Source organism: Bradyrhizobium liaoningense (assembly GCF_018130955.1).
Taxonomy (GTDB): domain Bacteria; phylum Pseudomonadota; class Alphaproteobacteria; order Rhizobiales; family Xanthobacteraceae; genus Bradyrhizobium; species Bradyrhizobium liaoningense_C.
In genome coordinates, this window is the sequence record NZ_JAFCJM010000035.1 from 25,126 (window position 1) to 49,959 (window position 24,834).

Consider the following 24,834-nt stretch of genomic DNA (forward strand, 5'->3'; position numbering starts at 1 on the left):
CGAATAGGGTCGGCAGCGCGGCATGCTTCGGGTCAAAGGAGCTTATTGACGACTCCCATCCCGCGATGTGTCGCGCGAATCACGGATGATGGGCATCATCACAACTGCACAGGAAAATCAGGAGATGAACAATCTTTCGGCATCTGGAATCATCATGTCGTCACAACTCGCATGATCATGAGAGCGTGAACTATTCGGGACGAGCTCCATGATCTCTGCACTGACCTCTGCGTCCATCTTCTTCGCTGGCCTGTTCGTCGGATACGCGTTGCGCGCGTCGCGTTCTCAGCAGCGGCTTGAACGGTTGGATCACGATGCGCTGCGCAGATCGAGGGCACCGACCACGACCTTTGGACACGCGCGCCGCGCGTTCTAGTCGGCCCTGGAGTGTCTCCCACGCCTAGCGGACCACCTCTCTCCGGGCTGTCAAACACATGAGTGATCCCCAGAAGGATTCGCCGCGGCGGTATCTGGTCGACTCCGCTGGGCGGCGCGTGATCGTCGGGCTCTCTCTCGAAGAGACCATCGAGTTTGAAACTCTGGACAGCCCGGCGGCGCGCCGCCTGCCGAGCGCGCATCGTCTGCGCGACCAGCGCGATGTCGGCGCCAAGGAGCGCGGGCAACGCTGGCTCGAGCTCTATGCCAAGCACGAGCAAGCCTGGATTCGATGGATTGCCGAGAGCCGCGCCCGCCAGGACTGGCAATCGCGCCCGCCGAGCTAGAACGGGAGCTCTTCCGTTTGGCGGCAGGGGTGCTGAACACGCTCCCTACATATAATGTGTCGATGCCGGCGGGCAGCCTCAGATCGCGAGCATGCTGGCGCCCTGGATGCTCATCAGCGTGAGATTTCCCGTCGCATAGGCGCCGGTGTCGATGTTGGCGCGATTGGCCAGGAGTTCGGCGGCCCGCACGGGCGTATGGCCGTGCACGACATATTTGCCGAAATCCTTTTCACATTGCAGGAACTCGTCGCGAATCCACAGCAGGTCGGCTTCCTGCTGCTTGGCCAGGGGAACTCCGGGCCGCACGCCGGCATGCACGAAGAAAAAGTCCCCGCACGTGAAACTCAGCCGCAGGTTGTCGAGGAACTCGACGTGCTCGGTCGGCATCACCTGTAACAGGCGGCGCAGCAGCGCGGCGGGATCGTCCTTCTGCGAGTCGGGCGCAAGCCCATAGGACATCAGCGTCTGCGCGCCGCCGACACGAAGCCAGTCGTCAAACCGGGAGGGGTCCTCCATGACGTCGACCAGAATGGCTTCGTGATTTCCCTTCAGGAAGATCGCGTTGCCGCGGCGGCTGCGTTCGACCAGCAGGTCGAGCGTCGATCGCGTATCCGGCCCGCGATCGATAAAGTCCCCCATGAACACCTCGATTGCGTAGGGCGGCCGGCTGTTGATGAGGTCGGCATCGATCACCCGCAGCATCTGCTCGAGCAGATGCGCGCAGCCGTGAATGTCGGACATCGCGTAGATGCGAAGCCCCTCGGGCAGTGTCGGCTTTGTTCGTGGCGGACGAGGCCGCTGGAGGGGAACCATGAGACGCCGAGCGGCCCGGGTCAGGTGATCAGATCTCGGCGGGCGGCGGCCAAGAATCCACGCGAGATGTTAACGTCGAAGAGTTTGTGCGCGCGAGGCGTTTGTAGTGCTTCGGGAACGGGAACGCGAGTTTCATGTATGGGGGAGAGCTACAACGCGTGTTCGACTCGCATGTTCCGGGAACCAGTGCAATTTTTTCCGCGTCGACGCCGATACGTGCGCGCAAGAGGTGATGTGATGCGAACCGTGGCACGTTGCGCATCAAGTTTCAGCATCACGACACTTTCAAGAAAAGGATCTTAGAAAATCGTAAACTGCGCACATCTCTGCGCTGCAAGAAATTTGCGTGCAACGCCACAATGTCGCTGCGATCAGTTAACACGCTCTAGAGCGAACATCGAAAATCGTCGCGATCGCGACGCGCATCGTCTGCTTCAGAATCTCGTCTGCTCCTGGAAGCAACGTCAATCGACATCGAGAGGGTTCGAATGGCTGTAGCAACTTACAGTTCCGACAATGTCGAGTCAGTCTCGTCAACACGCGGCGCCGTTCTCCAGCGGCCTTTTCAGGTCGTTGTCATCGCAACCGACTTCTTGCTGATCCTGCTTTGCTACGTTGTGGCTGCCGAATCATATCGTGCCATGGTCGCCTCTGCCGCGGACGGCGCGTCGATTGGAGCCGGATTGATTGTCGGCGTCGTGTTCGTGGCGATTGCCTACTTTCAAGGCGTCTACGCAACGCATCGGCTCCTGAGCCTTGTCTGGCAGCTGCGCAAGGCTGTCATCATCTGGCTGGCCTCGCTCACGATTCTTGCTGTGGCGGCGTTTCTGCTGAAATCGACGGACAATTTGTCCCGCGGCACCGTCATCATGTTTGCCGCGATCGGCGGCGTAGGTCTGACCAGCCTGCGCGTTGCGTGGCAGTTCGCGCTCGGCACGAGCTTTGCGAGGGGACGATTGGTCGATCGCAAGGTCGCTCTGCTCAGCCTGAAGCCGCTCGATTTCACCTCGAACCGCTTCAAGGATCTGCGGCGCAACGGATTCGACGTGGTGCGGCACTTCGTGCTTGGCGGCGATAGCGACGGAAGCCGGTTGGAGCGGGAGATTCGCGACGTCATCCGCCAGGCGCGTGCGGCCGACGTCGACGAATATCTGTTGGCAGTCGATTGGAACGAGCTGCCGTTGGTGCAGAAGCTCGGGCAGCATTTGCGCGCCGTGCCGCAGCCGATCCGACTGCTGCCGGACAATTCGATCGCCGATCTCGTATCGCGGCCGTTCCTGCCGGTCAGCGGGACGGTTGCGATCGAAATCCAGCGGCCTCCGCTCAGCGTGTTCGAGCGCTTGCAGAAGCGCTGCCTCGACGTCGGCGTGGCCATGTTCGCACTCGTCGTCCTGGCACCGCTCCTCGTGACGGTCGCCGTTCTGATCAAGCTGGATTCCGACGGCCCCATCATCTTTCGACAGTCGCGCCGCGGCTTCAACGGCAAGCCATTCGAGATCTGGAAGTTTCGCAGCATGACCGTCTGCGAGAACGGTCAGACGATCGCCCAGGCGACGAAGATGGACGCGCGGATTACGAAGCTCGGACGGTTCCTGCGAATGACGAGCATTGACGAGCTGCCCCAGCTCTGGAACGTGCTCCGGGGCGACATGTCCCTGGTCGGGCCGCGCCCGCATGCGCTGGCCCACGACAATTACTACGATGAGCTCATCAGCAATTATGTGTACCGCCATCACATGAAGCCGGGCCTGACCGGCTGGGCGCAGGTCAATGGTTTTCGTGGCGAAACGCCGACCATCGACCTCATGGAGAAGCGGGTTGAGTACGATGTCTGGTACGTCAGCAACTGGAGCATTTGGCTCGATCTGAAGATCATGGTCCGGACGGCCGCCGCCGTCTTGTTCCAGGAAGCCTACTGAGGATAGACGCGAGGAGTTCGGACCATCGCGCTCCCTAAAGCATGATCCGGACCCCGCAGGGCCGCGTTGGCGCAAAGTGAGCAGCGGCGTTCCCTCGCGATAAACGCGGAACGCGTTTGTGCGGAGATCGTGCTCAAATAAGGAGCTAAAGTGCGATGCCGATTCGACCTAAAGCCATCGCGCTTTAGCGATCCGCGCGGTCCCCAGCTCGATTCCCACCCTGCATCTTCTTGAAGAAACCGACGATCGCGTCGCGCAGCGCCAGCAGCGGGGGGACCAGCACAAAGAAGGTCCCCATCGCAACCGACATCACGACGTGACGCAGCGAGAGCGGCTCGTCCTGATCAGGATCTGAGGTCGAGTTCCGATCGATCGGAGCTGGCGCAAGAGTTGCGGGCGGGCTCGGCCGCCGCGGCTTGCGCGGGGGAACCATGATCAGGACGAACAGAATGTTGAGCAGCACCCACGCGCTCAAGACAATGAGCACAGTCACCATTCGAACCTACCAAAAAGCCAACAAATATAAGGTCAAGTTAGCTCCCGGGAACCCAGAAAGAAAGGGTGCACAGAACCTCGGCAGCGGCGATTATCCGTGAGGCGGCAGCTTATTCCGCCTATTCCCGACCAATGGGCAATTGCAACAAAAGTTTATGTCGCGACAGCCCGTGGTCCACGACCGTGGTGGTTCGCTACGGCAAGGGTCGCAGTTTGTGGATTCCGGACGACTACGGTGTTCGGGGAGGACGTGCGCGCTCGACTGCTTGCGGCCTGGCGCGCCCTTGAGCGCCGAATGATCGGCTGTGCGGCACCAATGCGTCGACGACCAGGCATGTCGACTTGCAGGGCAGGATGTCGAGGACCTGACCATGTCCGGACTCATGCGGACGCGCCACGACCGCGGCGCCGAGGGCTCGGTCGACCGCGGCGACACGGACCGTTGTCGGTCGCTTTTCGCTCCGCTTACGTGTGTTCGACGTAATAGCTGTTGTGGTGCTTGCCCTTATACGCCTCGATGCGCTTGAGCATCTTGGGGTCGGCGCGGTTGAGCACGGCGCCGATCAGCTTCTTCTGCAGAACTTCCGAGCCGGACACCGATTCCTGAATCGCGCTTCGCGTCGTGCTGCCCCATTCGATCACATAGACCATGGCGTCGATCAGGAAGCTCACTGCTTTGGAGTCCGCGACCGGCATTACCGGAGCGAGATCGATCACGATGTAGTCGTAGTCCTCCCGCACCATTGCGAGCAGGTCCGAGAGCGCTTTGGAGGCCATCACGTCGGCAGAGTTGACCATGCGCGAGGCGACGACGGACGGCAGGAAGTCGAGCCCTGTCTCCTTGCTGCGCTGGATGTGATATCCGAACGAGCTCGGGTCGGTCAGCGCCTCGATCAGGCCGGTCTTGGCGTTAGGTGCGAGCTCCCGGGTCAGCGAGCGCGTATGCAGGTCGCCGTCGATCAACAGCGTGCGGTGGCCGGTCAGCGCGGTCAAGTGTCCGAAATTGGCGGCCACCGTCGTCTTGCCTTCCTTCGGCAAGGACGAGACGATGCCGATCACCTTGATCTCGCGATTGAGCCGCGCGACGTCGATCGATACCTTGATGTTGCGCAAGGTTTCAGCGAAGCGCGAAAACGGGTGGTCGACCACATAGCGGGAGACCGCCCGGTTGGCGTTTCCGGTATCTCGACCTGCGAGCGGCACCAATGCGCGCGCCTTCTGTGTCTGGTGTACCGAGCGGACGTCCGGAAGGATGCCGAGACACTTTACGCCGAGTTCCTCCTCGACCTCGCCCGGGGTACGCAGGACGTCGCTCAACAGTTCGCGCGCAAACGCGGCGCCAAAGCCGAGACAGAGCCCGCCCACCAGGCCGCCCACCAGCGCCAGCATCGTTTTCGGCGAGCTCTTGCGATCAGGCTTCGTGGCGGTGCTGATGAGGCGCGCCTCGCTCAGAGGGAAGCTCTGATTTTGGGTCGCGCTCTGGAGCTTCTCCAGGAAGTTGTTGTAGAGATTCCGATAGGTATCGGCCGCGCTCTCGAGATCGCGCAGCTTGACTTCGGCTTGCCCGGTATGGCCGGCCTGAGCAACGAGCTCCTTCACGTTCTTCTCGAGGGAGGCCTCTCGGCTCTTGGCGATCTCATAATCGCTGCGATAGGCGTCGGCGATGCGGCGAACCTCGTCGGCGATGTTCTTGCGCAGTTCCTCCATCTTGTTGGCCAGGTTCACGGCCGCCAGATGGGTCTTGCCGTAACGCTTCGACCAATCGGAATACTGCGCCTGCAAATCAAGGTACTGGGCGCGCAGGCGGGTGATGACCGTGTTGTTGAGCGCGTCCGTCACCGTTGGCTGGGCAAGGTCCTGATCGGAGATCCCGTCGATCCGGTCGAGCCGCGCCTTCGCTTCGGCCGTTGCCGCGCGGGCCTGGACGAGCTGTGTGTTGAGGTCGGAGAGCTGTTGCTCGGACATTAAGCCGCGACTGGTTCCAACGATGTTGTGCTCGGCCTTGAAGGTTTGCACCGCCCGGTCGCTGGCGGAGGCCTGCTCGCTGAGCTCGGCGCTGCGTTGCTGGAGCCATTCGGTCGCGCGTTTGGTCGACTGGTATTTTGCCTCCAGCGCGCCCACAATATAGGCATCCGCGATGGCATTGGCGACCTTCATCGCCTTGTCCGGGCTCTCCGAACGATAGCTAAGCGAAAGCACGTACGTGGTCAGCACGCGCTCGACCCGGAGGTTCTTCTGCACACGTTCGACCACGGCGTGCTCGATGCGTTCCTGCGATGCCGGCTCACCGGAGCCGAACAGCGACATGATCCTGCCGATCGCCACCGCGACGGCTCCGGCATTGGATCCGGTGAATTCGGGATCCTGCGTCAGCTTAAGGCGCCGAACGACCGACAGGATGAGGTCGTCCGAATTGATCACCTCGACCTGGCTGTCGACATAGCCGGTATCAATGAGTGCGCTGTTGGTGCCGCTGTCCTTGTCCAGCACCTGCGTCTGGCGGGTGTCCATCATGATGCGGGCATTTGCCGTATACATCGGCTTAGCCAGCGCCAGATAGATCAGCACGAGCATCAAGGCGCCGCAGACGGCCGCGACGATCAGAGGCCACTGCCGGCGCAGCACATCGGCCACGCGATCGAAGCTCAGGACGGCTCCACCAAATTCGATTCCGAACCGGTGGGCGGAATGGAATTGTTCCCGGGGTTGATACATTTGGAAATTCACTGCCTTGGCGATGATGACTGGAGCATGATCCGGAGAAGCGCGAAGCGGCTCTCCCTCGCGACAAACGCGGAACGCGTTTGCGCGGAGATCATGCTCAAACAGAGAGCCAAAGCGCGATGATGATTCGACCTGAATCCATCGCGCTTCAGCGTGGGATAGGAAGGGGCTTGAACGGGTTAGCCAGTTTCGTCTTCCATTCTCCCTCGATGAGATCGCCGCCGCGACCGGGTTTCTTGGTGTTCTTGTCCCGTGTTGCAAGTTGCGCGCCGGTGCCGTCCTCTCCAGCCGCCGAATAACCAGCCTGCACCGCGAGATCGCCCACCCGTTGGGTGAACTCCTTGATCTTGCGCGCCGCGTCAGGCTTGGTCGCGGTGCACCGCGCTTCGGCGAGACGAAGCGCGCCGCCGATCGCGGACCGGTCCGACGAGGTCGACTCGGTGATCAGTGTCTGCACGGACGGCAGGATCGCGGGATTGGTGGCGATGTAGGAGGCAAGCTGAAATTTCAGCTTCTCCTTGTCGTTACGCAGCCTCTCGAGCAGAGAGGACGGCGATTTGACGAACGTATCGAGGTCAACCTGGCGCGCACGATCGGAGGATTCAACGCATTGCGCATGGCATGGCTGGACGAAAAGGACGGCCAGCACCGAACCGATCAAGACGACCGATCGCAGTCGCAGCTGTCCGTCGACTGCCGCCTGACGGATTCCGAATGTTCTTCTCATTCCTTCTCCTTCGTCGGCTCCATGCAAACGACGGCAATGAGGGTGACGAACAACTGTGTCAATTTTTGTGCGATGCAGCAGCTTCACGTGCACAAACGACGGAGTTCCATCTCAAGAGGTGTCGTGCGATTCGCGCGCGTGCTCGTGCTCGACCGTTGTGCAGATGTCGCCTGCGTGTGCAGGAGGCGACGAGTCGATGCACACGATCGTTGCAGCGGAAGCGTCACGCAAACCCTCCTCAACAACTCTGCTGCGCAGTTGTTCCAACATGTCGCGCATGATTCAGAAAAATGGCAGAGCTGTGAATCTTTTCGCAACAACGTCGGATTTTGCGCAAACTTTGCGCGCAAAACATCGCGACCATCTCAGGAGCAGTCGAGGTCTGCGCGCTAGGCGCGCGGCAATTGAAGCGCGATTGGCTTCGAGCTCGAGCTGCTTTTCCCGTCACGATACGCAAGCTTGGCGCAAATATGTTCGAACAGACCACGAGCGATGAAATTGCCGCTGGCCGTCATGCAGTGACGAGAGCGCTGCGCGGTGCGCAGATTGAAAGAGGAATCGAAGTAAGACACACTGCTGCAGTGCAATATCGATAGGAATGTTGAAGTGACGGAGTTGGTTCACCGTGAGAAAGCTCATGTCCTTCCGCTCGACAGTATCCGGGGAATAGCGGCGACGTCGGTGGTGATTCACCACCTGCTCCTGATGCCGACATTTCTCGCGGCGTTTCCGCACAACGCGTGGATCAACTGGTCGTTTTTCAGAAGCGCCTGGCTTCTGGTCGACCTCTTCTTCGTGCTCAGTGGCATCGTGATGACGCTGAGCTACGTCAATGGCGAGTTCGGTCGCTTCTCGGTGCGTGAATTCATGGTGCGGCGGCTTGCGCGCGTCTATCCGCTGCACATCGTCATGCTGCTCGCAAGTCTGCTGTTTCGCCTGCTGCGGATCGGCCTGGTCATGGCCGGGGTCGTGGCGGCGGTGCCGGCGGCGTTCGAGGTGAACAACGGCTACTCGTTCGTGCTCAACATGTTTCTGCTGCACTCGATGGGATTCATCGATTATCTGAGCTGGAACGCGCCGAGCTGGAGCATCAGCGTCGAGTTCTACACCTACCTGGTATTCGGCCTGGTGGTCCTGCTCGCCCAGCGGCTGAGCTCGCTCTTGTGTCTTTATATATGTGCCGGGCTGATTGCGGCCGGCAGCCTGCTCGTCATCATCTTCGTGCTCGGCAAGCAGAGCCTCGGGCTTCAGACCGACTTCGGCATCCTGCGCTGCTTCGCGAGCTTTTTTGTCGGCGTCGTGACGGTCCGCCTGGTCCAGCGCGTGCCGCGGGGAATCGCGCCGGCATCGCAAGGCGCGATCCAGCTTGCGGCCATGGTTGCGAGTATTGTGCTTGTGTCGGCCGTCGAGGCCTACCCGGCGGCGAGTTTCCTCGCGCCATTGACCTTTGCGATCTTCCTGGGAAGCCTGCTGGCGTTTCCCGATGCGATGCTGGTGCCGCGGATGCTGGTCGCAAGGCCGCTGGTCTGGGTCGGGCGGAGATCCTATTCCGTCTACATGGTTCACGCGCTCGTGGTGCTCTTTGCCGAATACTTCGTGCGCGCGCTCGGTGCTCGGCCCATCGGTGCGCTCGATTCGATCTGTGCCGGGCTGCCTGCCACCATCAATCTGGTCCTCTCGCTCGCGGCGGTATTCGTCGTCTCGCATTTCACCTACCTCTACGTGGAAATTCCCGGCGGCAAGCTGTTCCGGAATCTGCTTCGGACCCGGCCGGATTTTTCCTCCGTGCCGGCGCCCTCGGCGCGGCCGTCGAACTGAGGCGGATATGAGCGCCTTCGTCATCCAGCGCCCCCGGGTCACACCGATCAGCCTCAACATCGAGGCGATCGCGCTCGGAACCTATCTGGTCCGCGACGCCTTCGGCGGGGTGATGCGGTACTACACCAGCATCCTGCACATGGACGCGTTGTGGTACGTTCCCGACGGCATCGCGATGCTGTGCCTCGTCCAGTTCGTCGTCCATTGCATTGTCCGCAATCGCAGCATCCTGGCGCTCCTGGTGCTGGTGCAGGTCATGCTGTCCCTGGTGCTGAGCTACATCATGCTCGGCACCGGCAACGCCGCGATCTCGTCGTTCAAGATGATGCTGCCGATCTTCGTCGGCTTCTGCTTTTGCGATTCGAGCCTCGGCTCCTACAAGAAGCTGCTCTCGGTCGTCGCCGTGACGTTCTATCTGTCGGTGATCGGCGTCGTGCTGACCAAGTTCTTCCTCATGCCGTGGGTCGGGTTCAAATACGAGTCATTCGGCGCGGTGCGCGAGGCGGGGCGACTCTGGTGGGCCTATGGCGGGGACGACCAGCGCCTGATGGGCTTCGCGGCCGACAACACTATGGCCGCCTTCTTCATCCTGGCGTCGTTCGCCATCACGTCGATTCGCAAGAGTACGACCTGGTGCCTCGTGTTCGGCGGCGTCGCGATCTACGCCATTCGGCTGACCACCAGCAAGACGACCATGATCGTCCTGGTGCTCTATCTGCTGCTTCTGCTCTTCGTGCGCATGCTGCCGGAGAAGTCCCGCTTTCCCGCCATTCGCGGTATCGCGCTGTGGTCGTTCGCCGCGATCCTGCTTCCGTTCTTCATGATCGTGCTCGCGTCCGGCACCGCCGCGGTACCGCACTCCACCATGTTCAGCATTCTCGATCGCATCAACAATAGCTGGCAGCTGCCCTTCGTCTATATGAGCCAGCTGATGCCGATCGGCCTAGTCACCGGCTGCGGCGCGGGATGTTTCAACTATCCGCAGAAATTGTTTTCGCCGCTCGCCGCCTATTGGGTGCCGGTCGATAATTTCTACATTGGCACGTACCTGATGTTCGGCCTGCCGTTCGTCGCATTCATGGTGATGGTGTTTCGCGCCACCTTTGCCGCGACCGACGTCTACAAGCTCACCCTGATCTTCGTCGTCAATCTCTTCACGATTACGGTCCTGAACTACGGCCCGGCATCGGGCCTGCTGATCATCGCATTGAGCTTCAGCGAAGTGTTCTCCAAGCGCTTGTTGGCCAGGGACAAGACGATAGACATTGTCGCGGCAAGCCGGCCGCGCCCGCTCCACGCGGTTCGGGTCGAGGGCGGACTGAGAAATCTCAGCGGCGACATGCCGAGGCCGGCATAGTCGGCTCGCAATGGAAAAGAAGGCGCGGAATGCATAAACGGCTGGCATTTATCGATACGTTGCGGGGCATCGCCGTGCTGTCGGTGCTGTTCCAGCACGCGCTCGAGGTGATCGTTCAGAACCACCCGACGGGCGCGTACTACTGGGCGTTCCACGACGCGATCGGGTACTACATCAATTTCGGCCGGTTCGGCGTGGTGCTGTTCTTCTTCGTCAGCGGTTTCGTCATTCCGTTCAGCTTCCCGGACAGTGCGACACCCGTGCGTGATTTCGCGACGAGCCGCTTCTTCCGCCTCTATCCGGCCTATTGGACGTCGATCGTGATCGGACTTGTCACGATGCAGGTGGTGGAGTCCAAGGCCTTCCCGCTGTCGCAGCTCCTCGCCAATGTGACGATGCTCCAGACCTTCGTGAATGTGCCCAATCTCTGGATCTTCTACTGGACCCTTGCCATCGAGCTGCTGTTCTATGTGGGTTGCACGATCCTCTTCGCGATGGGCTTGCTCAACCGGCGCTTCACGGCCCCGGCGATCGTCGTCACGGCCGCGCTGATCGGCATCATCGTGCCGCTCCTGACCGAGAGCAGGACGGTCTCCTCGGTGCTGGAAGTGGGCCTGAACCTGTCGGCAATGTTCCTCGGCAAGATCATCCGCGACGCGGTGATCGGCGGCAAGCTGCGATGGGGGCATGTCGCAGCCTGCACTGCGTCCTACGTCGTCTTCGCGATCACATTGTCGGACAGGCGCTTTGGCGGCGTCTATCAGGAGAACTTCTTCTACAGCTATTCCATCGGATCGGCCTATGTCTGCGCGGCACTGGTCTTCATCGCCGCCGCCGCGTTCGGCGAACGGATGGCCTGGCGCCCGGTCGCGTTCGTCGGCGTGATCAGCTATTCGGTCTATCTGATGTCGCCGTTCGTCATCGTCTGGGTTCACCGTGTCCTCGGGGTCGGCGAAGGGCCGCTGGGATGGTCCGCGTTCGTCGCAATGGTCCTCGCGCTGTCGCTCCTGGTGAGTTGGGTGACCTATAGCTTCGTCGAGAAGCCGTGCATCGCCTTCGGCCACAGGTTCCGTTCGAAGCGCAGGCGGGCCGTCGTTCTCGAGCCGGTGCTCAGCAGTCAGGGGGCCGCTGAGTGACGGGCGCGGCAGCACAGACGCACGGGGCTTATGACGGCTCTTTCTTGCCGTCGGTCCAGGGGCTGCGTGGCATCGCGGCCCTCAGCGTGCTGATGGATCATTTCTACGACATGCCAAAGGGAGGGGTGTACGACATACCCGATCCCGGCTTCCTGCCGCCGCTCTGGCCGTGGTTGCAGTCGACGATCAATGTCGGCGGACACGGCGTTGAACTGTTCTTCATGATCAGCGGCTTCCTGATCCCCGCAAGCCTGGTTCGGCACGGATCGCTGCCGAAATTCTTCTTCGACCGCGTGATGCGCATCATGCCGGTCTTCGTCGTTTTGCACCTTGCCCTGTTCGTGATCGGGCCGATGGTCGGCTACAAGTTCTTTCGTGGCATCGACGTCGCAAGCTATCTCGGGATATTCACCGCCAATCTGTTTTTCCTGCAGGATGCGCTGGGTCTGCCGATCGCGCAGCAGAATGCCTGGACCCTGACTTATGAGTGGGCGTTCTACATCTGGTTCGCACTGACATTTGCTGCGATCCGGCTGGGTGGCAGGGCGATGGCCGCGCCGCTGATCCTGCTTGGACTTGCCTGCGTGTTTCACTGGCCGATCACGGCGTTCTTCTGTGTCGGAATGCTGTTCAGCGCCGTCGGCTTTCGCATCCATATCCCGGGAGTGCCGGGTCTTGTCGCGGGTGTGATGTGCGGGGCCGCCATGTATGCGAGCCTGGTACTGTTTCACCCCTTTGTCGGTCTCATCCCGGGTGTCTTGCTGTTCGGCATGGTGCTGGCCGCAGGCTCGGGGATCGGCCGCGCACTCAGCACGCCGGCGCTGCAGTATGTCGGCAAGATCAGCTACAGCCTTTATCTCGTGCACCCCTTCGTGCTCTTCCCATTGCAGGTGATCGGGCTGAAGCTCGTCGCCGCGGGCGTCGACCGCTGGCTGCTCTGGGCCGCGTTCATCCTGATCGGGCTGGTGATGTCGCTGGTCGCGAGTGCGATCAGCTACGAGCTCATCGAGGTCAGGCTGCGGCGGCTGCTCGATGGCGTCCTGCGGAGCCTGTTCTTCCGGCCGCTCGGAAAGATGGAGCAATCCGTCTCGTCGTGAGAGATGGGGGCATGCTCAGGCTGCGAGACGGCGATAGGTCGAGAAGAGACCGTCGGCGATGTGATCCCAATTCAGCGATCCCGCCGCCGTTTGTCGCGCGCCTTCGGCCAGCGTTGCGGCCAGCGATCTTGACGTGAGGACGCGTTCGAGCGCATCCGCCAGCGCCGCGGCGTCCCCGGGCGGCACCAGCAGGCCGTTCACCCCGTCGTCAACGACGTCGGGAATCCCGCCCGTCGCGCTCGCCACTACGGGCCGCCGGTTGCCATAGGCCGACGCCAGCACGCCACTTTGCGAGGCGTCCTTGTAGGGTAAGGCAACGACCTCGGCGGATTGGAACAGCGAGCCGGTGTCTTCGGGCGAGATATAGGCGTCGATCGTCTCGATGGTCGGCATCCCGGCCATGCGCGTGCTGAGCCGCGCCATTTCCGGGCCGCGCCCCGCCACGATGGCTTGATGCGGCACGCCTCGTTGCACCAACTGATCGATTGCGTCGATGAAGACGTCGAGCCCCTTATAGGCCCACATGCGTCCGAAGAAGAGGATGCGCCCGGCGGTCGGCTGAAGCGGCGCGACGTCGTCAGGCGGCACCATCAAAACCCCGTGCATGGAGGACGTGATCTCCCCCTTGTAGTCGGGCGATGCGCGACGGAAGTCCGTGACGCAGCGCTCGCCGTGCACCGTGACATGCGTTGCGCCGGCGCGCATCCGTGCTCTCAACGCTTCCTCGCTGGAGTTCGTGCCGGATCCGCCCTCGGAATGGGGAAACGCGTCATGGACGGTCAGGACGCGCGGCAGGCTCGTGAGTCGAAGAAGCTCCATCAGCCCGGCCGTAAAATACTCCGGACATTCATGGCAATGGACCACATCCGGGCGGAACGCCAGGATGTCGAGAAAGGACTTCGGCAGGCCGATCGCGCCGAACCGACGCAGGCTGAGATCGCGAATGCGCGCCTCGAACGGCGTCGACGCCGGAATCCATGACAGGTTCCACTGCTGGTTGGCGTCCTTGCGGTTGAGCACGAGACGGACATCGCAATGCCGCGCCAATGCTGCGGCAAGACGATAGGAATATTCTGCGAAATGCGGCGCATAGATCGCGACGCGCAGGCGCCTTGGCATGTCAGTGTGTCCCGTTCCAGAGATCGATGGGGAAGGCGTCCATCAAGGCTTGATGATCGAAAGCAAGGCGTGTCGCGCCGCCCATTTCGCGCCCCTCGTCGATGCCTGAGGCGAACTCGACATTGAAGCGGCCCGTGCCTTCGTAATAGTCACGGTACTTGAACTCGGACTCGCCTTCACTCAGTCGCACATATCGCGCCGGAATGCCGAAGGCTTCTGCGACGACGATGCCGTGCAGGGAGCTTGCCAACACCAGCTCTGCCTCAAGAATGGCGTCAATTCGCCGATTCCATGATCCCAACGGACTGACCACATTCGCAAGGCTGCGATCGATCAGGCCGAGATCGTGCAGGTTTGGCACGAAAATCCAGGGCCGCACCGGGCGCCGCTGAAAGCGGCCCGGAAACAACTGCGGAAGCAGCAGGGCAGGGTCGCCAAACACATCCGGAACGACAAGACCGCGCCGTCGCAGGATTTCCTGTGTGCGCGGGCCGCGCACCGCACGGACGTCCAGTTGCTCGACTCGCCGGTTGAGGTCGTCTTGACCCGTTCGCCCGTTGATGCCGCTCCCCCAGACGATGTCGCCATCTCGTGCGTAGTGCAGGATCGAGCCGATCGCGAACAGGCGCACGCTGCGCGGAACTTCATCGGCGAGCGTGTGACCAAATCGCCGCAGACATTGTTCGACGATCACGAGCGACAGATAGTCGCCGAAATTGATTGTTCCATCGTCCGGTCGCCAGAAGAAGAGTTCCACATGAGGGTAGGGCAGTTGATGAATAAAGTCGCATCCGACTTCATTGATCAGCCTTCGTAGATTGCTTCGAAAATTCATGCGGCCTCGGATCGCAGACGCTATCTTGGCATAATGTCCTTCTAAAAGAGGCGACTCTTGGACCGTCGCAGCCGATGGTTCGTCAACGAACTGTGCGTCTTGCGATTGTGACAGACCTGCCATTGAGCCATCAGACATCCTTCAGGCAACGCTCGATCGTTTCGGGCGTCATCTGGTCCACTATCGACTCCGCGGTTGGACAGGCGCTCACGCTTGCCATCTACGTCATCATGGCGCGGCTGTTGTCGCCTCATATCATCGGCCTCGTGGCCACGGGAGCGCTGGCGCTGGATTTCTGCCGTGCCGTCCTCATCGAAAGCATCGCGATCGCCGTGCAGGCGCGCGCAGAACCGAAGGACGAGGACTATACCGCTTCGTTCTGGTTGATTGCGGGCTTCTCGTGCCTTGCCGCAGCGCTGCTGTTCGCGTCGAGCGATGCGATCGAGCGGCTCTCCGGCTTGCAGGACCTCGCGCTCGTTCTGAGAGGATTTTGCATGGTAGTCGCGGTGCAGGGGCTGTCCCGCACGCATGAGGCCTGGCTGACGCGCAATCAGCGGTTCCGGCCGCTCGCCATTCGCTCGATGATCTCCATCTCGCTCGGCGGTGTGGTCGGCATCGCGCTGGCGAGCAAGGGCTATGGTGTCCTTGCGCTGGTTGGACAGCTGGTGATCACCTCGCTCGCATCGCTGGTCAGCCTGTGGACGCTGACGCCATGGCGTCCCGGGCTTCGCTTCAGCCGCCAAACGGCCGGCGAACTCCTCGGCTACGCCCGCTACGTCTCGCTGACGGGGATCACGAACTTCGCCAATGCCAATTCCGACCTGATTTTCGTCACCTGGTACACCGGTGCTGCCGGCGCGGGCTTCTACAGCCTCGCCAAGCGGCTGGTCAATGCGGTGAGCACGGTGATCGGCAATTCGCTGAACCGGGTGTTCTTTGCCACGATCGCGGGTCTCCAGCGTGATCGCAAGGCGTCGAGTGCGACGCTCCTCGATTTCGTGATGTACACCTCGCTGCTCACTGCGCCGATCTTCGCGGGCATCGCGGCGCTGGCGCCGGATCTGATCACCGCCTTCTTCGGCGCCAAGTGGCTGGAGGCGGCCCCGCTGCTGTCGATCATCTCCGTAACCGGATTTCTGACCACCATCGGCCTCTACAATCATTCGGTGATCCTGGCGTTCGGCAAGCCGCACTGGCAGACCTGGCTGACGCTGATCTACGCCGTCTCGAATATTGCGATCTTCATCGTTGCCGCGCCCTTCGGCCTGATCGCCATCGCGGTCGGTTATGTAGTGCGCGCGCTGTTGCTGTATCCGCTGTCCGCAGGAGCCTCGCTCCGCATCCTGTCCGCCACCGTTGGCCGATATGCTTCCGCTCTCGTGCCGGCCTTCACGGGCTCGGCGGTCATGGCCGCCGCGGTCGTCAGCCTGTCCTACGCCACGCCGACGATGTCGCCTTGGCTGCGGCTGGCTTCGCTGACCGCGCTCGGTGCGTCGGTCTACTTGGCTGTCGTCCTCGTCGTGGCGCGGCCGGCCGTAGTGCAGGTATGGCACGAAGTGTCGAGCCGCGTCCGCCGCCTGGGAAATCGGACGAAGACCTAGCCTAGCGCGCGTTCGCGGCTTGGCCGGTTTCGGCGAGCGCCAGGGTTTCACTGGCAGAGGCTTTCGGCTTGGAATCCTTTGGCGCCAGGCGGCCGATCAGTTTCCGGGCCGGGTTCTCGATGTAGCTGTACGTTATGTCGGCGGCGATCGTCAGGACGACACAGCAGGCGACCGCGAAGATCGGGAAGGCGTCCGGCTGAAGTCCGAGCCCGCTCCAGGCCGGCTTGAACACCAGGATCAGCAGGAGCTCGTGCAGCATGTAGATGGCGTAGGAGGTGTTGCCGAGGCGGCCGAGCCAGATGGTGCCTGGAAACACCTTGAACGCACTCTCGCCGATGGCGGTGAGCAGGATGGCAAGCGAAAAGAGAACGATTGCCAAATCCGGCTTGGCGAAGACGTTGAGGACCAGAACGGACGTTGCGAAGACGACAAGTCCGACGATCGCGACCGGTTTGCTGCGATATTTTCCGGACAGTTTGAACAGGATTGCCAGCAGGATGCCATTCAGGAAGCTCGGCAATGCCCGCAGCATGCCATAGTCGAAATTCGCGCCGTACATCTGCGACCGCTCCTGCCAGATCGGCAGATGGCCGTGGGCGAGAACGGCGTAGGACACGGCGACGATGATCGCGAGCATCAGCGGAGAGACGTTCGCCGCCAGAATCATCAGGAGCGGGAACAGCAGATAGCAGAACAGTTCCGCGCTGATCGACCAGGAGGGCGAATTGAAGCTCAAGTGGTCGGTCACGCCCCAGGCCTGGACCAGGAACACATTGTGAATGAAGTCCAGGAAACTCGTATGCGAGGTCGGGCCGGCGATTCCGACCCATGCCAATGCTACGAAGGCCAGCAGGGTGAGGAGGTGGAGCGGATAGATCCGAGCGATCCGGCGGACCAGAAAGCGCAGATAGGACCGCGTCCCGGTCGAGCTCGCGGGATACGAATATGAGATCACGAAGCCGGAGAGGATGAAGAACATGTCGACGAACAGGCCGTACGAGCCGTTCCATGCCGGCGAGATGCCCTTGTCGATGTTCTTCAGATGAAAGATGAAGACGCCGAGTGCTGCGACGAACCGATAGAAATCGAGAACGACGAAACGTCGAGATTCACTTGCTTCCATGTCGAGCTTCAAGTTCGTTGCGGGCGTGTTGGTCTTCTAGAGTCAAATTGTGACGCAAGTTCGCATCATGGCGTCGCATCGCGACGCGTCGAGGTTTGGAACAATTCATGCCTGTCGTGCGCGACGCCACGCGATAAGGCAGACGCCCGAAAATTAAGCGGGGCCGGGACGCGCCGGTCCCGACCCCGCTTTGGTAGCGATGCACGTCCGCGGCTACTCCATCGCTTTTACACGAACAAGAAGTCGTGGCTCGTGAGGTTGGCTGCGGTGACGTTCTTCAGCGTGATCGTGTCGTTCGCCGAGATCGTCACGACTGCGTCCGCACCGGATTGTGCGATCTGGAGGTGGCTGTAGTCGGCCACCAGCGCCTTCAGGATCTGGATCGTGTCATGGTTGGTGGCATCGCCGGCCTGGAAGTTGGCGATCTGATCGTGGCCGTGATCGTAGGCGACCGTCGTCGAGTTGGGCGCGGTCGAAAACAGGTCGTTACCGTTGCCTCCCTCGATCGTCACGCCGGCAGCGACCGCCGTGACATTGTGGGTACCGTCGGCCTTGGTGTCGTCGAAGAATTGCAGCGCGTTGGCGGCGTTGTAGTTCTCGTGTTGCGTGGTGCCGGCCTGTCCGTTGAAGTTGAACAGGAACACATCCTTCGAGCCATCGACATTGTTGGCGATCTCCTGGGTCTTGGAGCCGCTGCTGTCATAGATGTCGGTCAGCTTGCTGCCGTCGTCGTTGACGACTTGGGTGTAGTCCAGGGTGCCGTCGGCATGAGTCCGGGTTACCTCCACGATTTGCCCGGACGCATTGAGATGCTGGTGCTGGGTGGTGTAGCTCTGCCCAGTGATGTTGTAGCTCCAGTTGTCGGACGTGCCATCGGCGTTGGTGATGTAGGCCGCGGTTTTCACGCCGTTGCTATAAACCGTCGTGGAATGATAGCCGTCCGCCTTCTGCACGGCTTCGCTGGTGAGATGGCCGGTGGCGTCGTACCAGTCCGTCGTCTTGGTGCCGTCGCTGGTCTGCGCGAGCGTGAAGGCCAGGCTGCCATCGGCATGGGTTCGGGCGATATTGGTGAGGAAGCCGGTCGAGTCGTAGCTGTCGTGCTCCATGGTGTAGTTTTGTCCGACGATGTTGTAGAGGAAGACGTCCTTCGAGCCGTCGGCGTGCTTGTCGGTCTCCGTCATCTTGACGCCGCTGGCGTTGTAGGTGCTGGTCACGCTGCTGCCGTCGGCATGGACGATCATGCTGTAGTCCAGCGTCCCATCGGCGTGGGTGCGGTCCATCTCCGTGACATTGCCGGCCGCGTCCAGGTGCTGGTGCTGCGTGGTGTAGCTCTGACCGGTGATATTGTAGCTGTAGTTGTCGTGACTCTGGTCGGCGTTGGTGATGTAGGCGGCGGTCTTCACGCCGTTGCTGTACACCGTCGTGGAGTTGTAGCCGTCCGGCTTCTGCACGACCTCGCTGGTGAGATGGCCCGTGGCATCGTACCAGTCCGTCGTCTTGGAGCCGTCGCTGGTCTGCACCAGCTTGAAGGCGAGGCTGCCGTCGGCGTGACGGCGCACCAGCGTGGTGAGGAATCCGGTGGCATCGTAGATGTCGTGCTCGGTCGTGTAGTTCTGTCCCGTGATGTTGTAGAGCCAGAGGTCCTTGCTGCCATCGGCGTGATAGTCGGTTTCCTTGATTTTGTTGCCAGCGGCATCGTAGTTGTTGACGACGCTGCTGCCGTCGCTGTTGATGACCTGGGTATAGTCGAGCGTTCCGTCGGCGTGCTTGCGCGTCACGGCCGTCACCTTGCCGGACGGGTCCACATGCTGGATCAGCGTGACGTAGCTCTGGCCGGTGACGCCATAGCTGTAGTTGTCCTGGCTGCCGTCGGCATATTTGACATAGGCCTTGGTCTTGACGCCGTTGCTGTAGAGCGTCGTCGAATTGTAGCCGTCCGCCTTCTGGATAACCTCGCTGGTGAGATTACCCGAGGAATCGTACCAGTCGGTGGTCTTGGTTCCGTCGGCACTCTGCACCAGCTTGAACGCCAGGCTGCCGTCGGCGTGGCGGCGCACCAGCGTGGTCAGGAAGCCGGTCGCGTCAAAGATGTCGTGCTCGGTCGTGTAGTTCTGACCGGTGATGTTGTAGGTCCAGACGTCCTTGCTGTGGTCAGCATGGTAGTCGGTCTGGACCAGCTTGACGCCGGTGGCACTGTAGGTGGTAATCGTGCTGCTGCCGTCGCTGTTATAGACCTGCGTCGAGTCGAGCGAGCCGTCGGCATGGGTGCGCACCACGGAGGTGACCTTGCCCGTGGTGTCGAGATGCTGGACCTGGGTGGTGTAGCTTCGGCCCGTGATGTTGTAGGTGTAGTTGTCCTGCGTGTGGTCGGCGTTCAGCACATAGGCCGCGGTCTTGACGCCGTTCGTGTAGACGGTGGTGGAATAGTATCCGGTCGGCTTCTGCACGACCTCGCTGAGGAGGGTGCCAGAGGTATCGTATCTGTCGGTGGTGCGGGTCCCGTCGGTGGCGAGATGGATGAAGCTGGTCTTCACGCCGGCGGCATAGCCGATCGCATCCTTGGAGCCGTCCGCATAGACGATCGTGGTCGAGACCGGGCGTCCGGAGCCGTCCAGGCCCGTGTTCGACGTCGACAGCAGTTTCCCGCTCGCATTGTAGGTCAAGGTGCTGGTCCAGGCCGGTGCGGAGTTCGTCACCGAGAACGAATAGCCGCCCTGGATCTTGGACAGCGCACTGCCGTAGTGCGAGATGATGTAGTCCAAGGTCGCCTTCGATGCGACCGGCAGGACGTGGCTGTCCGTCAGCGTGATCGATTGCAGCGTGCCTGACGCGCTGAGATCGGAAAGCTGCGGCACGATCTCGGCGGCGGTCCCGCTGACGGTGGACGGCGTGCTCGGCGGCGGCGTGGTGGTCGCGGGCGCGTCGATTTCGATGACGAGCGGGTGATCGCTCACCGGAACAGTGATCGTGCTGACATCGGTGTAGGTCGCGATCGGCGTCGTGCCGCTCAGTGTATCGTAGACCTTCACGGAGTGGTGCACGCCGCCCAGATTGACCGTGACGTTCTGCGTCGGATTCGAGATTTCGGTGTCGGTCGAGTCGTTCCACAGCTTGGGCTCGGCCCAGACCAGGAGGTCATAGGTGCCGTTGCTCTTGCCGAGCACCATGCTGTTCCCGGAGTCCGGCATGTTGCTGAAGCTATAACCCAACTCCGCCGTTGGCTGGCTGGTGCCCTTGCCGTCATCGGCGAGAAGGGTCGTCAGATTGTGAATCGCGGTCGCGGCAAGTTTCGGCGTGCCGTCGGAGTGGAACAGCCCGAACTTGGCCTCGGGATTGGTGGTGCCGGCCGAGGAATCGCGGTCGAACATCTCGTAGAGATATGTCGCGCTCACCCCCGCCTTGTAGGCATCGACCAGCGTGTTCAGGACTGACTTCGCCTGGACGGTTTCGTTGACGCCAAGATATTGTGTGTTGGCCTGCGTCGTGTAGCCGGTCTCGGTGATCACGACCGGCTTGCCCGAGGCCGCCGATTGCACCGCGCTCAGCGTTGCGGCCAGCGAGCTTTCCGGCGTGGAACCGGTGCTGACGTAAGCGTGCGCGTTGGTGTAGTCGACCGAGGCCGACATGTCGCCGAGCTGGTTGTAGCCCTGCGGATCATTGTATGCGAGCGACAGGTTGTAGACGGGGATGCTGGCGAGTGCGGCGTCGGCGTTCACCGCCTGATACAGCGCGCCCTGGAACTGGGCGGCAGCGTGCAGGCTCGAGCTGCCATTGTAGCTGAAGGGTTGGTGGTTGGCTTCGTTGAGCCCCTCGATGGCGGTGATACTGCCGGGATGGCTCGCCAGGAACCTGTCGAGGGACACGATATAGTTCTGAAGTCCGGCCGTCCCTTGCCCAGGCAGGGCCGAGGATACCAGGAAGTCGAACTTGTATCCGGCGGCAGCGAGGCCATCGACGACCGGCTGCGCGGCCGGGTTGGTCGCCATCGAATCGCGCAGATGCGTGACGCCGAGATACTTCAGATCGTCGACCATCAGCGCGAGATTGTTGTAGTCGGTCCATCCAAAACCGGCGTGCGTGTTGACGCCGATCGAATTGACGAAGCTGCTTGCGGAGAGGACGGTCTGATCTGTCGACATTGCACACTCAAGTGTTTGAGGCGAGCGAAACCGCTCGCAGGGTTAGCGAACAACTCTCTACTTCGAGTGTGAATTTCAGATAAAACTTGAGTCAGACGAATGCGTGCGATTCAAAGTTCCATCGCAGGAACGGAGCAGCTCGCTTGTCTGCAAAGAAGACAAATGATGTCGGCGCAGCGTGGCACGAGAAAGGCGCTTTCGAGATTTCCACGACATCGCACTGCTGAATCTTCGCGCATGCTGCTCATCTTTGATTCAAGCGTTAGGTCCTCGTCGATACGAGATGCGATTGCGAACATGTGCTGCATGGATATGCGCCACGTGCGATCGATGACCGCGGGCGCTCGTCCGGGAATTTACGGATGTGCGAGCGAAGCAGCATGTGCACTCGATTCGCTGATGTCCGGAATGATGGCGAGGACGCTATCGCTGTGGAACTGTGCGCGCAGCGGCCGCTGCCAACGTCCTTTGCGACTATCGCTCGATCGCCTCAAGGATGTCGCCGGGCTTGCCCGCCCCCGTCGGCGACCGGCGCGCGCGTCCCATCATCAGGAAGTCTCCATGCCAGGCGATAAGTCCGGTCAGGATGACCGCCAGCACGACCTTGCCTGCGAGCCAGGCCGATGATGGCTGCGTCGGCAAGGCCGCGAGCGACCCGATCAGCGCCGCGGCCACAACAGCTTCGTTCACCAGCGACCAGCGTAACACCGCGCCGAATCGGATGGTCGGACCAAGCGCGAGCAGGGCGGCGATGGCCGTTGTCGCCGAGGCCGCGGCCAGCGCGCCGCCGCGCGGCGACAGGCCGGCGGCAACCGCGATCGCGGACGATAGCGCAACGATGGCGAGCTGGCCCGCGGCCACGATGACTAGCCGGGTGGCAAGTTTCTCGAGGTGCGGGACGACCGCAACGGTGGCCTGGAGATGCGTGTGCAGGAAATAGAACAATGCCGCCATTGGCGCCGCCGCCAGGAAGCCGTCGAGGCTTTCTTGTGGCACCAGGATGCGTGCCGCATCCGGAATGAAGCCGATCAGGCCGCCGAGCAGCACGACGGTGGTGCAGATCATGAACTCGAACATCCGCCCCGTCGAGCGCGTCGCCTTCGCGCGGCTGCCGTGCTCGAAGTCGTTGACCACGTCGGGATAGCTGACGGTGTGGATCGCAGCGTTGAGCACCCAGAACGGACGTTGCAGCAGATCGAGCGCAAGCGAGAAACCAGCGCTGGTGCCGCTGGCGCCGAGGCGGCCGACCACGATGAAACGGAGCAGAACCGGAACCGACAGGTGAATGACGGAGGCAGCCGCCGCCAGCATGCCGTAGCGACAGAACTCGGCCCAGTCGGCCAGCATGATCCGCAACGGCACGGGACGCAGCGGCATGCGGCAGGCGATCAGCGCTGCAACAAGCCCGGTCACATGGCCGGAGGCAACGCCGAGCAATGCGGCCTCCGCCGTCCCTGTGCTGCCCGCACCGATTGTTGCGCCTGCCAGGAGCGCGGTCGCCCGCAGCGCGAGAAGCCAGGATGCCATGCCCAGCCGGTCGGACAGGCGCACGGTCAGCAAATACAGATCCGTCATGCCCTGGAGCACGGCGACCGTCAGGCCGAGCGCGATGACGCCGGCCGGGAGCTTGCTTAGGAGGGATGCGCTTGCTCCGATCGCGACGAGCGCGACCGCGCTCAGGCTCGCGGCGGCGAACAGCGACCATCTCAATCGCGCCGCATCGCTTGGCCTGGCTGCGGCGAGGAAACGGAGGCCAGCCAGCTGAAGCCATTCGAACATCAGCACGCAGAGCAACTGGCTCGAGGCCAGCGCCAGCGAAAGGTTGGTGTAGTCGGCCGCGGCCAGCAGATGGCTGGTGGCGAAGATGAGGACGATGGCGGCGGCGCTCTGATAGAAGTATCCTGCGATCGCAAACAGGCGGATCATCTTGAAATGAAGCCGCTCTTGCCCGTGATGGCCGGTCCCTTCGGTCCCACCGCGGCCGTGCGCAGCTGCGTCATGCGTCGCTCGCGCAATTGCTCGTACAGACCCCGGTAGGCGGACACGACGTCCGAAAACACCCACTTCCTGGTGTCGCGGACGAGCCGCTCGCTGATCTCCTGGATCTTGTGCGGATCGGACGCGACGCTGAGCATGCTCTTGGCGAGCGAATCCGGATCGGCCTCCGTCAGCCAGCCGGTCACGCCATCCTCGATTGCCTCCGGCATGCCGCCGAACCGCGTGCCGAGCAGCGGCCGGCCGGCGGCCTTTGCGTCCGCGACGACGAGCGGGCCGGGGTCGTGCCAGATCGACGGCGCGATCACCACGTCGACTGCCTTGTAGAAGTCGTCGGGGGAGACGAATCCCATGAACTCAACACGCGCATCGGGCGCGAGCTGCTTGAGGCGCTGCTGCTCCTGCGGGCTGACGCGGCCGGCGATCAGCGTCTTGAAGCGCTCGCGCGGCAGGACCGCCAGCGCCTTCATCAGATTGTCGATGCCTTTTTCCTCGGTCAGCCGGCCGATGAACCCGAATGTCACCTCGCTCGTGCAAAGCGGACGGAGAAAGGGCGCGCTCGGCGGCGCGGTCGAGGCATTGTGAATGACGGTACGGATCGGCGTGTCCGCGAACAGGCCGAGGTCGGTGTGGATCGACAGCACCCGTTCACTGACGCCGACGACGGCGCTGAGCCAATGTGTCGCGCGTCTGCGGTGATAAGTCAGAAGCGAGCAGCTCGCGCAGGTCGTTGCGCAGGACTGCCCGTTGGTGAAGCGCGAGCATCGCGGGCATGTGAGATAGTAATCGTGGATCGTATGGAGGACGGGAACGCCGAGTTGTGCGGCGACGCGCCAGATCGCCGTGGTCAGCCCGGACAGGTTGTTGGAATGCAACACGTCCGGCTTGAAGGCGCGGATCCGCTCCGCGATCATCGGCGCCCAGATCTGCCAGTCTTCGATCGCGTGCCACATGCTCCGCAGCGCGACGTTCTTCTGCTCGACGAACGGCAAGTAGATGTTCTGCACCGGCGCCGAATAGACGTCGATGCCGTCGCATCGCTCGCGCGGTTGATCGGGGAAGCACGCCGCCCGGATCACCTCCACCTCGTCGCCGCGCTCGGTCAGGCTTTCGGCGAACCGGCGTGCAAAGATCTCCGCTCCGCCGACGACCTTGGGCGAGGCGGGTGTCGGATAGAGCGAGGAGGTCAGCAGGATCTTCATCTGATTGGGCTC

The 24,834-nt window shown here is 61.9% G+C and carries 18 protein-coding genes; 8 read left to right on the forward strand and 10 right to left on the reverse strand.

Annotation, left to right across the window (positions count from 1 at the left end; genetic code table 11):
• Positions 1-208: 208 nt before the first annotated feature.
• Positions 209-376 carry a hypothetical protein gene (locus JQ632_RS25340; protein ID WP_212405310.1) on the forward strand — a complete coding sequence of 56 codons (168 nt, stop codon included), beginning with the start codon at positions 209-211 and terminating at the stop codon, positions 374-376.
• 58 nt (positions 377-434) lie between these two features.
• A complete protein-coding gene (locus JQ632_RS25345) occupies positions 435-722 on the forward strand; it encodes a hypothetical protein (RefSeq protein ID WP_212405311.1) in 288 nt (95 codons plus the stop codon).
• 78 nt (positions 723-800) lie between these two features.
• Here the strand turns inward: JQ632_RS25345 and JQ632_RS25350 are convergent, their stop codons facing one another.
• Positions 801-1,535, reverse strand: coding sequence for a metallophosphoesterase family protein (locus JQ632_RS25350; protein ID WP_212405312.1), 735 nt, complete (start codon positions 1,533-1,535; stop codon positions 801-803).
• Positions 1,536-2,023: 488 nt separating this feature from the next.
• On the opposite strand from JQ632_RS25350, the gene JQ632_RS25355 reads away from it, so the two are divergent.
• Positions 2,024-3,454, forward strand: a complete 1,431-nt coding sequence (locus JQ632_RS25355) for an undecaprenyl-phosphate glucose phosphotransferase (RefSeq protein ID WP_212405313.1) — start codon at positions 2,024-2,026, stop codon at positions 3,452-3,454.
• Between the two features lie 184 nt (positions 3,455-3,638).
• Here JQ632_RS25355 and JQ632_RS25360 read toward each other — a convergent pair whose 3' ends face one another.
• The 3 genes from JQ632_RS25360 to JQ632_RS25370 form a co-directional block, all read right to left on the reverse strand.
• Positions 3,639-3,950: a hypothetical protein gene (locus JQ632_RS25360; protein ID WP_212405314.1), complete on the reverse strand. Its 312-nt coding sequence runs from the start codon at positions 3,948-3,950 to the stop codon at positions 3,639-3,641.
• 464 nt (positions 3,951-4,414) lie between these two features.
• Positions 4,415-6,664 (reverse strand): AAA family ATPase, encoded by a 2,250-nt coding sequence (locus tag JQ632_RS25365; protein ID WP_212405315.1) that lies wholly within the window; start codon positions 6,662-6,664, stop codon positions 4,415-4,417.
• Between the two features lie 157 nt (positions 6,665-6,821).
• Complete coding sequence (locus JQ632_RS25370; protein WP_249152517.1) at positions 6,822-7,334, reverse strand: hypothetical protein; 513 nt, start codon at positions 7,332-7,334, stop codon at positions 6,822-6,824.
• 672 nt (positions 7,335-8,006) lie between these two features.
• Between JQ632_RS25370 and JQ632_RS25375 the strand changes: the two genes are divergently transcribed.
• Genes JQ632_RS25375 through JQ632_RS25390 form a run of 4 tightly spaced genes read left to right on the forward strand, consistent with a single transcriptional unit; the run spans position 8,007 to position 12,808 of the window.
• Entirely contained in the window at positions 8,007-9,218 is a 1,212-nt protein-coding gene (locus tag JQ632_RS25375; RefSeq protein WP_312015661.1) for an acyltransferase, read from the forward strand.
• A gap of 7 nt (positions 9,219-9,225) precedes the next feature.
• Positions 9,226-10,575: a hypothetical protein gene (locus JQ632_RS25380; protein ID WP_249152518.1), complete on the forward strand. Its 1,350-nt coding sequence runs from the start codon at positions 9,226-9,228 to the stop codon at positions 10,573-10,575.
• A 29-nt stretch (positions 10,576-10,604) separates the two neighbouring features.
• Entirely contained in the window at positions 10,605-11,711 is a 1,107-nt protein-coding gene (locus tag JQ632_RS25385) for an acyltransferase (protein ID WP_212405316.1), read from the forward strand.
• Positions 11,708-12,808, forward strand: coding sequence for an acyltransferase (locus JQ632_RS25390; protein WP_212405317.1), 1,101 nt, complete (start codon positions 11,708-11,710; stop codon positions 12,806-12,808). Before JQ632_RS25385 ends, JQ632_RS25390 begins: the two co-directional genes overlap by 4 nt.
• A gap of 15 nt (positions 12,809-12,823) precedes the next feature.
• Here the strand turns inward: JQ632_RS25390 and JQ632_RS25395 are convergent, their stop codons facing one another.
• Together JQ632_RS25395 and JQ632_RS25400 are read right to left on the reverse strand one after the other, a co-directional pair.
• Positions 12,824-13,927, reverse strand: a complete 1,104-nt coding sequence (locus tag JQ632_RS25395; protein WP_212405318.1) for a glycosyltransferase family 4 protein — start codon at positions 13,925-13,927, stop codon at positions 12,824-12,826.
• 1 nt (position 13,928) lies between these two features.
• Complete coding sequence (locus JQ632_RS25400; protein ID WP_212405319.1) at positions 13,929-14,762, reverse strand: polysaccharide pyruvyl transferase family protein; 834 nt, start codon at positions 14,760-14,762, stop codon at positions 13,929-13,931.
• 122 nt (positions 14,763-14,884) lie between these two features.
• Here JQ632_RS25400 and JQ632_RS25405 point away from each other — a divergent pair, with 122 nt between their 5' ends.
• Positions 14,885-16,363, forward strand: coding sequence for a lipopolysaccharide biosynthesis protein (locus tag JQ632_RS25405; RefSeq protein WP_212405320.1), 1,479 nt, complete (start codon positions 14,885-14,887; stop codon positions 16,361-16,363).
• A 1-nt stretch (position 16,364) separates the two neighbouring features.
• Here JQ632_RS25405 and JQ632_RS25410 read toward each other — a convergent pair whose 3' ends face one another.
• From JQ632_RS25410 to JQ632_RS25425, 4 genes are all read right to left on the reverse strand, one after another.
• Positions 16,365-17,486 carry an acyltransferase gene (locus JQ632_RS25410; protein WP_212405321.1) on the reverse strand — a complete coding sequence of 374 codons (1,122 nt, stop codon included), beginning with the start codon at positions 17,484-17,486 and terminating at the stop codon, positions 16,365-16,367.
• Positions 17,487-17,713: 227 nt separating this feature from the next.
• The gene (locus tag JQ632_RS25415; RefSeq protein WP_212405322.1) at positions 17,714-21,625 is read right to left on the reverse strand and encodes an RHS repeat protein; all 3,912 of its coding nucleotides are present in this window, start codon (positions 21,623-21,625) and stop codon (positions 17,714-17,716) included.
• 474 nt (positions 21,626-22,099) lie between these two features.
• Positions 22,100-23,551 carry a hypothetical protein gene (locus JQ632_RS25420; RefSeq protein ID WP_212405323.1) on the reverse strand — a complete coding sequence of 484 codons (1,452 nt, stop codon included), beginning with the start codon at positions 23,549-23,551 and terminating at the stop codon, positions 22,100-22,102.
• Positions 23,548-24,822: a glycosyltransferase family 4 protein gene (locus JQ632_RS25425; RefSeq protein ID WP_212405324.1), complete on the reverse strand. Its 1,275-nt coding sequence runs from the start codon at positions 24,820-24,822 to the stop codon at positions 23,548-23,550. Before JQ632_RS25425 ends, JQ632_RS25420 begins: the two co-directional genes overlap by 4 nt.
• Between the last annotated feature and the right edge of the window lie 12 nt (positions 24,823-24,834).

Excerpts from the sequence above, each read along its gene's own strand:
- JQ632_RS25340 (WP_212405310.1), top strand. The coding sequence starts at position 209 with ATGATCTCTGCACTGACCTCTGCGTCCATCTTCTTCGCTGGCCTGTTC.
- JQ632_RS25345 (WP_212405311.1), top strand. The coding sequence starts at position 435 with ATGAGTGATCCCCAGAAGGATTCGCCGCGGCGGTATCTGGTCGACTCC.
- JQ632_RS25350 (WP_212405312.1), bottom strand. The coding sequence starts at position 1,535 with ATGGTTCCCCTCCAGCGGCCTCGTCCGCCACGAACAAAGCCGACACTG.
- JQ632_RS25355 (WP_212405313.1), top strand. The coding sequence starts at position 2,024 with ATGGCTGTAGCAACTTACAGTTCCGACAATGTCGAGTCAGTCTCGTCA.
- JQ632_RS25360 (WP_212405314.1), bottom strand. The coding sequence starts at position 3,950 with ATGGTGACTGTGCTCATTGTCTTGAGCGCGTGGGTGCTGCTCAACATT.
- JQ632_RS25365 (WP_212405315.1), bottom strand. The coding sequence starts at position 6,664 with ATGTATCAACCCCGGGAACAATTCCATTCCGCCCACCGGTTCGGAATC.
- JQ632_RS25380 (WP_249152518.1), top strand. The coding sequence starts at position 9,226 with ATGAGCGCCTTCGTCATCCAGCGCCCCCGGGTCACACCGATCAGCCTC.
- JQ632_RS25385 (WP_212405316.1), top strand. The coding sequence starts at position 10,605 with ATGCATAAACGGCTGGCATTTATCGATACGTTGCGGGGCATCGCCGTG.
- JQ632_RS25395 (WP_212405318.1), bottom strand. The coding sequence starts at position 13,927 with ATGCCAAGGCGCCTGCGCGTCGCGATCTATGCGCCGCATTTCGCAGAA.
- JQ632_RS25400 (WP_212405319.1), bottom strand. The coding sequence starts at position 14,762 with ATGAATTTTCGAAGCAATCTACGAAGGCTGATCAATGAAGTCGGATGC.
- JQ632_RS25410 (WP_212405321.1), bottom strand. The coding sequence starts at position 17,486 with ATGGAAGCAAGTGAATCTCGACGTTTCGTCGTTCTCGATTTCTATCGG.
- JQ632_RS25415 (WP_212405322.1), bottom strand. The coding sequence starts at position 21,625 with ATGTCGACAGATCAGACCGTCCTCTCCGCAAGCAGCTTCGTCAATTCG.
- JQ632_RS25420 (WP_212405323.1), bottom strand. The coding sequence starts at position 23,551 with ATGATCCGCCTGTTTGCGATCGCAGGATACTTCTATCAGAGCGCCGCC.
- JQ632_RS25425 (WP_212405324.1), bottom strand. The coding sequence starts at position 24,822 with ATGAAGATCCTGCTGACCTCCTCGCTCTATCCGACACCCGCCTCGCCC.